This window comes from Microcystis sp. M53602_WE12 (assembly GCF_030065455.1).
In the GTDB taxonomy this organism is placed as follows: Bacteria; Cyanobacteriota; Cyanobacteriia; order Cyanobacteriales; family Microcystaceae; genus Microcystis; species Microcystis aeruginosa.
The window spans coordinates 1-8,150 of record NZ_JASJFB010000262.1; the positions used below are offsets into that span (position 1 = coordinate 1).

The following is an 8,150-nucleotide window of genomic DNA, read 5'->3' on the forward strand; positions in this document are numbered from 1 at the left end:
GAGATGTCTATAAAAAACTGCAAGACCGGCGCCGGTAATCAGTTATCAGTTATCAGTAATCAGTTATCAGTTATCAGATTTGAGTTTTAAGTGGGTGGGTGGAATTAAATATAAGATAAACGTAGGTTGGGTTGAAGCATGAAACCCAACGCCCGCATGGGTTACGCTACCGCTAACCCATCCTACAAATAATTTTTCCTCCCTACTTATTTGGAGATTCAGAGATTTAGATCAATATTTATTGAACCACGAATCTTTTTTCCATTGGTTTTTATTATATTCAGCATGGGTTAGTATTTTTCTAATGAAAACCCTTCTATGTTGAAAATCAACATAAGTTATTAGTCGATAGTTGTTGCCGCAAATGTTGAATACTATAAAATTACCCACTAAGTCAGCCGAAGAAAAATCCTGACGAATATCTTGGAAACTTTGCCATTTTGCTTGACTAACTTGCTTGTACCAATAACGTAGACCAGCCTGAGCCTCTGGATGAGTTTCCCAAAAAATTCTTAAGGTGGCTCTTGAAATAATATGCATAATTTTTTATTAATCTTTTAAGTTTTATTTTCATGACCAATAATCCCCTTGTGTGTTTTGCTTACTTGCTTGCTAGTATAGCAAACAAGCAAGCCTCTAGTCAAGTATTTTAATTTCTCTGATAAACCGCATCCACAGGGAAACCCGTAGTTTTGCTTTTTCGGCTACGATCCTTGCATAGCAATACTTTTAAGGCTTAATGGCTTGCCCGTGAAATTCCAGTTATCTAGCTGGTTGCGGTTTAGTAATATTTATTAATTAGCAGAATTTGTAATTAACTAGCTAAGTCTCTTGATAGCCGACTCAAGGCTAAAAAATTTATTTAGTAGTAATTACACTTATGCTCGATCGACTATTGCCTTTAGATACCTCACACCTTAATAATTAAGTATAGAATAGCCAAGTCTCCAAACTACCGCTTAACCAAAACTTCTATTATCCTGATGAGAAACCTCTATTTTCTTTTGCCCGGTACTACTTCTCCTTTTGGTGGGGGTGGACTGTGGGCAGAAATGAAAACCGTCAATTTGGCTAGTCAAATTTGTAGCGCCCAGATTGTGACTTATCGTCAAAAAGAGTTAAATTATCCTTTTTTAGAGGATATACTCGCCAAAATAAGCTCGGATGACAGTATTTTTGTGGTTAGCTGGGGTTTTGATCTTCCTAAACTGGTGCAAAGATTGCGATCGCATAATATCATTTATCATGCCCATAGTACAGGTTACGGCTTCCGTTTACCCTCCCAAATACCAATTATCACCGTTAGCCGTAATACTATGGGGTATTGGGGAGAAAAGGCTCCTAATGCTTTGATTTACTATCTTCCTAATCAAATTGGCTCAGAATTTCTCAATTTAGGCTTAGAAAGAGATATCGATGTCCTAGTACAGGGGCGCAAATCCTCAAAGTATCTTCTCAATCGTCTAGTTCCCGCCCTCCGTCCCCACTGTCGCGTTAAGGTTTTAGATAGCTATGTGGAGGATTTAGTGGGATTATTCAATCGCAGTCGGGTTTATCTCTACGATTCGGCTGAATATTGGGCTGTAAACGGTTTAACGGAGGGTTTTGGCTTACCGCCCCTGGAAGCTTTAGCCTGTGGTTGTACGGTATTTTCTAGTGTTAATAGCGCCCTAGCCGATTATCTCGATCCCGGTTTCAATTGTCAAAAAATCGGGGCTTATTCCAGTCAATACGATCTGGAACGTATTCTTAATTATGTCCGTAATTTTCCCGTTAATTCTTTACCGGCTAATTTTCTCGATGATTATAATCCCGAAAAATTACTACCACGTTTTGAAACAATTTTAAGAGAAATTAATGATTTCTTTGATATTAAAAAACATTATCCGGCTGATATAGAAGGTTTAGAACCCCTGCGACTTAAAAAATTATGGATACAGAGTTCTCTGGCTAAACTTAAGAAAAAACTGTTTAAGTAGTGGTGATATTTCCTTAATTAGGGTTTGCTGAAAAGGCTTTTCCTAGGGGCAGGGTGTGGGGTGTGGGGTGTGGGGTGTGGGGTTTTACCGATTTTCAGGTGGTCAATTACCTAATTTTCAGGGAAAAAGTCCAGGGATTTTCCCCCCAATCACTCCAAAGGTCGGCACTTTTTGAGGGAAAACAAGTCTAAAAGTCTTATCCAACAAGGTTTTTAGATTTATTCAGCAAACCTTAATTATTCGCCAATTCAAAAATCAAACGCACCACTCCTTAAGAGTTGACAGAGAAAGGCTGATCAGCTATTCAGTTATCAGTGATCAGTTATCAGTTATCAGTGAACAGGGATATCGGGAGAAAAAAGCTGATGGCTGACTCCCCAAAAGGAAAACTTTCTACTTCACCATTAAGATAACTGCTATATAGGGTTTGCTGAATAATGGTAAAACCCTTTTAAAATAAGGCTTTTGACCTGTTAAAATCCGATGTTCATGCTGCGAAAATCCGATTGGGACTCTCAAAAACCTTGCATTATCCCTCTCATAGTACATAAATTGGTACAAAAAAAGAGGGCAACAAAGCCTGAAACGACCAGCTACTGACTCCTGACGACCGGCTACTGACTCCTAACCCCACCAACAAACTTTTTCAGCAAACCCTATATAATTATTTCTAACTCTTACCCCCAGGATATTTATGAAGCGAGGAATTTACATTACCGCTAATGATCGAGTTATCGAGCAGGCGATCGCATTAATGAATAGTATTCGTTTGTACGATCCCGATTCTCCCGTCATCTTGATTCCCTACGACAATAATTATCAAAAAATTGCCGATTTATTAGCAGAAAAATATGGCGTTATTCTCTATCCCGATCTGCAATTGGTGGAAGAATTGGCACAGAAAATCTATGATATTTTTGGAGAAAAATTCTTTGCTCGTCCCAATCAATTTCGCAAGCAGGTGTGTTGGTTTGGAGAATTAGATCAATTTCTTTATATCGATACGGATATCGTAGTTTTTGAAAAAATAATAGATAATCTAAATTTCCTCGATACCTACGATTTTCTCTGCTGTGATTACCAACACAAAAAAGGGATTACTGATGTTTTTAATCCGATTGTTTTAGAACAAGGAATCTTCACAGAAAATGATCTAACTGGGATGTTTAACGGTGGTTTTTGGGCTAGTAAAAAGAATTTGTTCTCAGAACAGGAATTATATAGCGCTTTTCAAGAATGTGCCGCTCATCCAGAATATTTTGATTTTTCTCAAAAAACCTCCGATCAACCGATTATTAATTATACCATTCTCAAACGAGTTCCCAATCGATTTAATATTGTCCGCGCTCCGGGTTGTCAAGCGGGAAATTGGGGGGGGAGTCCTCATTTTCAACGTCAGGGGAATATCTTAATCGATCCGAGATTAAATCAGCCCTTAAAATATTTACATTGGGCAGGAATTCGCATCGAACCGGGATGTCCCTACTGGGATATCTGGAAATATTATCGTTATCTAGATGATCCTAATCCCCCCGCAGATCCGCCAGCAAGCAAACCCAAAAATCCTTTGCAGAGATTATTAGATAAAATCAAATTATAGGTTTGATTTTTCCTCTCGCACCATTAAGATAACTGCGGCAATTTAACTCCAATCCTGTTGCTCCTCAGTTTGGCGAATTTGATACACTTGTCCGTGACTGTGCAGTGGTCGAGTTTTTGCCCATAAACTAGCTTCATCTAACTGCCATTTTTCTAGGATTAAATCTAAATCTCTTTGGATTTCTCTTGCTCCCGGAAAGTTTTGATAACGTATGCGTAAACGAGCGCATTCAGCTAAGTTTAAATCATTGGGTTCTGATTGCAGCAGCTGATCAACAATCGGGCGATCTAGTCTTTCCTGTGGATGTTGTTGTTCTTGATTTTTACTAGCCATAATTAGGGTTTGCGGCACAAAGTTTTTCCTGGGGGCAGGGTGTGGGGTGTAGGGTGTAGGGTGTAGGGTTTTACCCATTTTCAGGGAGTCAATTACCTAATACCAAATCCGTTGAGTATAGGCTACATATCAGGAGAGGCACTCATGCAAAAGGCAAAACGGAGAATAAATAATCAGTTTTTAATAACTGGATTTAGTATAATTTTCAGGGAAAAAGTCCCTGAATTTTCCCCCCGATCACTCCAATGGCCGGTACTTTTGGATTTCAAAAAGGTCTAAAAGTCTTATCGAACAATGTTTTTAGATTTATTTAGCAAACCATAATTAATCGAACCAACCGATTTCGGAATCCGTTAACTCTGTGGGGGTAGGATTGGGGGCAATATAACGGGCTAAAGTTGCCATTTCAAAGTTATAAAGACTGGGTTTCTTCGGCGCAGGTTTGCTAATTGGTGAGGGTTCAGGGGTGGGGGGGGGACTATTTTCTAGGGTTTTAATTTGATTATATAATTTTTCAATTAACTGTTTTTTCTCGGTTAATTCCGTCTGGGATTGACTTAATTGACTCGATAATTTTTCAATTAACTGTTTTTTCTCAGTCAGTTCTGTTTCTGTCTTACTTAATTGACTCGATAGTTTTTCAATTAACTGTTTTTTCTCGGTTAATTCCGTCTGGGATTGACTTAATTGACTCGATAATTGTGCCACCAAAGTAGTTTTTTCCGAGAGGACAGATTCTAACTGCTCGGTCTGTTGTTGTAACTGCTGTAACCTGACAGAGAGTTCCAGATGTTCTTTAAGTTCTTCTTCCAGAGAAATAACTTTTTCTTGGAGAGTTTGCTGATTTTTCTCGGTTTTTTCTAACTCTGTTGTCAAGTCGTTAATTTTTGCCTGTAGGGTGGCGTTTGTTTCCTTAGAACGTTTGGGAGAAGGAGAGGTTTGGGATTCTACCTCTTTATTAGCTTCTGTACGGATGAGATCGTTTAAATTACCTTTGGTCATAAGCTCTGCAAATAGGATATTACGATAGAGTCGGATACTGTCCAGAAATCTGTTGGTTTAGGCAATCGATCATTATTCGCCCGATATACAAGCTTGATTACGCTGGGGAATTGTTCCATAGGTTTTATTGTATAGCTTGAGGTCGATCGATCCCTGTCCATTTAAGGAATGAGAAAAAATACCTAAATCTCAGTTTCGCCAGTAAGATTCTAAATTTTTCTGTAGTTAATGATACGGAATACTAAATTTGTGTCAGACTAAGGGTAGAAGTTGATCGCACCTGTGGCAAGGATAAATTTATGAATATTCAAGAAAAAGCACGTCTCAATCTAACCCAAGAACGACAAGCAGAAGGAATGCTCGAAGAAAATGTCTTAACTCGTACAGAGGAGCTTTTGGGGGAAGGAGAGGCAGAAACTGCGAAAGCGCGGGTTTTATTAACCGAAAATCGTCAAGAAGACGAAAAACTCCAAGATAAAATTTTAGAACGTTCGATCGAAGCTATGCAATAGCCTTTCGGTGAAGATTGGGAATATCCACACAAGTATAGATAAATGTCTGTAGAGACGTGGTTTTCCCCGTCTCTATTTCAATTCCCGATAACTAATCACTGTTAAACTAATCACTGTTCACACTCTGGACAGTGAAAAAATGCAGATCCGAAGAAAACACCCCAATCCTGCCGTTAAAGTTGAGAGTTTGAGTTATGTGGTGAAAGTGCCAGAGGCACAACCGCAAAATATTTTAGAAGAAATCGTTTGGCATAAGGAGATCGAAGTCGATAAATTGCGTGAAAAGTTGCCTTTATTGGAATTACGCAAAAAAATAGCTAATACTGCGCCACCTTGCGACTTTTTAGCCGCCTTAAAACAGGGTAAAACCCAACCCGCTTTGATTGCCGAAGTCAAAAAAGCTTCCCCGAGCAAGGGAGTTATCCGCGAAGATTTTGATCCTGTAGCGATTGCGCGTACCTATGAACAGGGAGGAGCCACTTGTTTATCGGTTTTAACCGATAGTAAGTTTTTTCAAGGTAGTTACGAAAATCTTAGCCTCGTCCGGCAAGCGGTATCTTTACCCCTATTATGCAAAGAATTTATCCTTTATCCCTATCAAATCTACTACGCTCGCTCTAAAGGAGCCGATGCTGTCCTTTTAATTGCCGCTATTTTAAGCGATCAAGACCTAGCATATTTTGTCAAAATTGTCAAGGGTTTAGGGATGACAGCTTTGGTAGAGGTGCATAGTCTGGCCGAATTCGATCGAGTGTTAGCCATTGAGGGAATCGAACTAATCGGCATCAATAACCGCAATTTAGAGACATTTAAAGTCGATTTAGACAATACTCGCCAATTACTAGAAGCCAGGGGCGAAAAGGTGCGAGAAAAAGGTATTCTGATCGTCAGCGAATCGGGATTACACACAGCAGCAGCTCTGGCGAAAGTGAAGCAAGCGGGAGCAAATGCGGTTCTAATTGGCGAATCTTTGGTAAAACTGCCCGATGCTGCCGTCGGTATCCAGAAACTCTTTGAAAATCGGGAATAGGAGTTAGGAAGTGGGGAAGTGGGGAAGTGGGGAAGCTGTCTCATCACCCTATCACCCCAAAACCCCATCACCCCAAAACCCTATCACCCTATCTCCTGAATACTGACTCCTGACAAGGCTATCTGCCGGGATATAATCAGAGTTTGCCGAATCTTAAATCATCCCCTCAGAATTGATGCGATCGAGATTTGGTTTTTTATCTTTTTGAATATAGCCCAACGAGAGAGGACGAACCATGGAAAATAAAAATATGTTGATGATTCCCGGCCCGACACCAGTGCCGGAAGCGGTATTATTGGCTATGGCTAAAGCACCTATAGGTCATCGGACGGGTGCTTTTAGCAAGGTAATCGCCGAATTAACCGAAAATCTCAAATGGTTGCATCAAACCAGTGGCGATGTCTTAATGCTAACTGCTTCGGGAACCGGTGCCATGGAAGCGGGAATTATTAATTTTCTCAGCCCCGGCGATCGAGTTTTGGTGGGGGATAATGGTAAATTTGGGGAACGTTGGGCGAAAGTGGCGAAAGCATACGGCTTAAATGTGGATGTCATTAAGGCAGAATGGGGTAAACCCCTAGATCCAGAGGCATTTACCGCTAAACTGACCGAAGACAAGGAAAAAGCCATCAAAGCGGTAATTATCACCCATTCGGAAACTTCCACCGGGGTTCTCAATGACTTGGAAAGCATTAACAAAGCGGTAAAAGACCACGGGGAAGCTTTAATTATCGTCGATGCTGTCACCAGTTTAGGAGCTTATCATATTCCCATCGATGAATGGGGTTTAGATGTGGTCGGTTCTGGTTCCCAGAAAGGTTATATGATTCCTCCCGGTTTAGGTTTTGTTTCCGTAAGTCAAAAAGCTTGGAAAGCCTACGAAACCGCCAAACTGCCGCGTTTTTATCTAGATTTGGGCAAATACAAAAAAGCCACCGATGAGGATAGTTCCCCCTTTACCCCTCCAGTTAACCTGATGTACGGTTTACAAGCTTCTCTGCAAATGATGAGAAGGGAGGGATTAGCGGCAATTTTCGCCCGTCACCAACGCTTAACGAAGATGACGCGGGCCGGTATGCGCGCCCTGGATTTGCCCCTCTACGCGGCGGATTCTTGGGCTTCCACGGCGATTACTGCGGTGGCCCCCACTCTGGTGGATGCGGAAAAAATTCGCTCGACTCTCAATAAAAAGTTCGACATCGCTGTGGCTGGTGGTCAGGATCACCTCAAGGGTAAAATCTTCCGTATCGGTCATTTAGGTTTTGCTAGTGAGAGGGATATCCTCACGGTTATCGCTGCCATTGAAGCGACTTTAATCGAGTTAGGTGTCGAAGGTGTCACCCCGGGCGCCGGTGTGGCTGCGGCTGCCTCGGTGATGGTGCAGGGTTAATCTTGGGTTGGCTTTTCCCCTTCTCCCCAAAGAGGGGGATTTTTGCCGGAAGATATAGTTTATTATCTAATACCCCGTGTGCAACTATATTTTTGGTCTTGATTTACAAGGCTTTCAATCCTTGGCTCTTCTAGGTTCTGTGTGAGCATGGTATAACAGTAACACAGAACAGGAGGTGGGTTATGTGGATAAATTTTGATCAACTCCTCGATTTACCAAATGTAACAGTGGTCAATTATCAAAAAATTGCTCAGACAATTTTCCTAAAGCTCGCTCTTTTAAATGAAACAATTGAATGTCCGAA

At 40.9% G+C, this 8,150-nt stretch carries 8 protein-coding genes and 1 pseudogene; 6 read left to right on the forward strand and 3 right to left on the reverse strand.

Annotated features, from left to right (window positions below; translation table 11 throughout):
* Positions 1–231 precede the first annotated feature (231 nt).
* Complete coding sequence (locus tag PX482_RS09550) at positions 232–540, reverse strand: type II toxin-antitoxin system HigB family toxin (protein ID WP_002760992.1); 309 nt, start codon at positions 538–540, stop codon at positions 232–234.
* Positions 541–983: 443 nt separating this feature from the next.
* Between PX482_RS09550 and PX482_RS09555 the strand changes: the two genes are divergently transcribed.
* Together PX482_RS09555 and PX482_RS09560 are read left to right on the forward strand one after the other, a co-directional pair.
* A complete protein-coding gene (locus PX482_RS09555) occupies positions 984–1,979 on the forward strand; it encodes a glycosyltransferase (protein ID WP_288026901.1) in 996 nt (331 codons plus the stop codon).
* A 694-nt stretch (positions 1,980–2,673) separates the two neighbouring features.
* Positions 2,674–3,579 carry an Npun_R2821/Npun_R2822 family protein gene (locus PX482_RS09560; RefSeq protein WP_002760988.1) on the forward strand — a complete coding sequence of 302 codons (906 nt, stop codon included), beginning with the start codon at positions 2,674–2,676 and terminating at the stop codon, positions 3,577–3,579.
* Positions 3,580–3,621: 42 nt separating this feature from the next.
* Here the strand turns inward: PX482_RS09560 and PX482_RS09565 are convergent, their stop codons facing one another.
* Both PX482_RS09565 and PX482_RS09570 read right to left on the reverse strand, forming a co-directional pair.
* Positions 3,622–3,912 (reverse strand): DUF3288 family protein, encoded by a 291-nt coding sequence (locus tag PX482_RS09565; protein ID WP_004162669.1) that lies wholly within the window; start codon positions 3,910–3,912, stop codon positions 3,622–3,624.
* A 324-nt stretch (positions 3,913–4,236) separates the two neighbouring features.
* Positions 4,237–4,914, reverse strand: a complete 678-nt coding sequence (locus PX482_RS09570) for a hypothetical protein (RefSeq protein ID WP_288122367.1) — start codon at positions 4,912–4,914, stop codon at positions 4,237–4,239.
* Between the two features lie 299 nt (positions 4,915–5,213).
* Here PX482_RS09570 and PX482_RS09575 point away from each other — a divergent pair, with 299 nt between their 5' ends.
* From PX482_RS09575 to PX482_RS09590, 4 genes and pseudogenes are all read left to right on the forward strand, one after another.
* The gene (locus tag PX482_RS09575; protein ID WP_002760983.1) at positions 5,214–5,426 is read left to right on the forward strand and encodes a hypothetical protein; all 213 of its coding nucleotides are present in this window, start codon (positions 5,214–5,216) and stop codon (positions 5,424–5,426) included.
* Positions 5,427–5,565: 139 nt separating this feature from the next.
* The gene (trpC, locus tag PX482_RS09580) at positions 5,566–6,456 is read left to right on the forward strand and encodes an indole-3-glycerol phosphate synthase TrpC (protein ID WP_288026446.1); all 891 of its coding nucleotides are present in this window, start codon (positions 5,566–5,568) and stop codon (positions 6,454–6,456) included.
* 235 nt (positions 6,457–6,691) lie between these two features.
* Complete coding sequence (locus PX482_RS09585; RefSeq protein ID WP_002760980.1) at positions 6,692–7,846, forward strand: pyridoxal-phosphate-dependent aminotransferase family protein; 1,155 nt, start codon at positions 6,692–6,694, stop codon at positions 7,844–7,846.
* A gap of 182 nt (positions 7,847–8,028) precedes the next feature.
* A pseudogene (locus PX482_RS09590) lies at positions 8,029–8,150 on the forward strand (ISL3 family transposase); the annotation flags it as partial.

Coding starts and splice junctions, on each gene's coding strand:
- PX482_RS09550 (WP_002760992.1), bottom strand. CDS start 540: ATGCATATTATTTCAAGAGCCACCTTAAGAATTTTTTGGGAAACTCAT.
- PX482_RS09555 (WP_288026901.1), top strand. CDS start 984: ATGAGAAACCTCTATTTTCTTTTGCCCGGTACTACTTCTCCTTTTGGT.
- PX482_RS09560 (WP_002760988.1), top strand. CDS start 2,674: ATGAAGCGAGGAATTTACATTACCGCTAATGATCGAGTTATCGAGCAG.
- PX482_RS09565 (WP_004162669.1), bottom strand. CDS start 3,912: ATGGCTAGTAAAAATCAAGAACAACAACATCCACAGGAAAGACTAGAT.
- PX482_RS09570 (WP_288122367.1), bottom strand. CDS start 4,914: ATGACCAAAGGTAATTTAAACGATCTCATCCGTACAGAAGCTAATAAA.
- PX482_RS09575 (WP_002760983.1), top strand. CDS start 5,214: ATGAATATTCAAGAAAAAGCACGTCTCAATCTAACCCAAGAACGACAA.
- trpC (WP_288026446.1), top strand. CDS start 5,566: ATGCAGATCCGAAGAAAACACCCCAATCCTGCCGTTAAAGTTGAGAGT.
- PX482_RS09585 (WP_002760980.1), top strand. CDS start 6,692: ATGGAAAATAAAAATATGTTGATGATTCCCGGCCCGACACCAGTGCCG.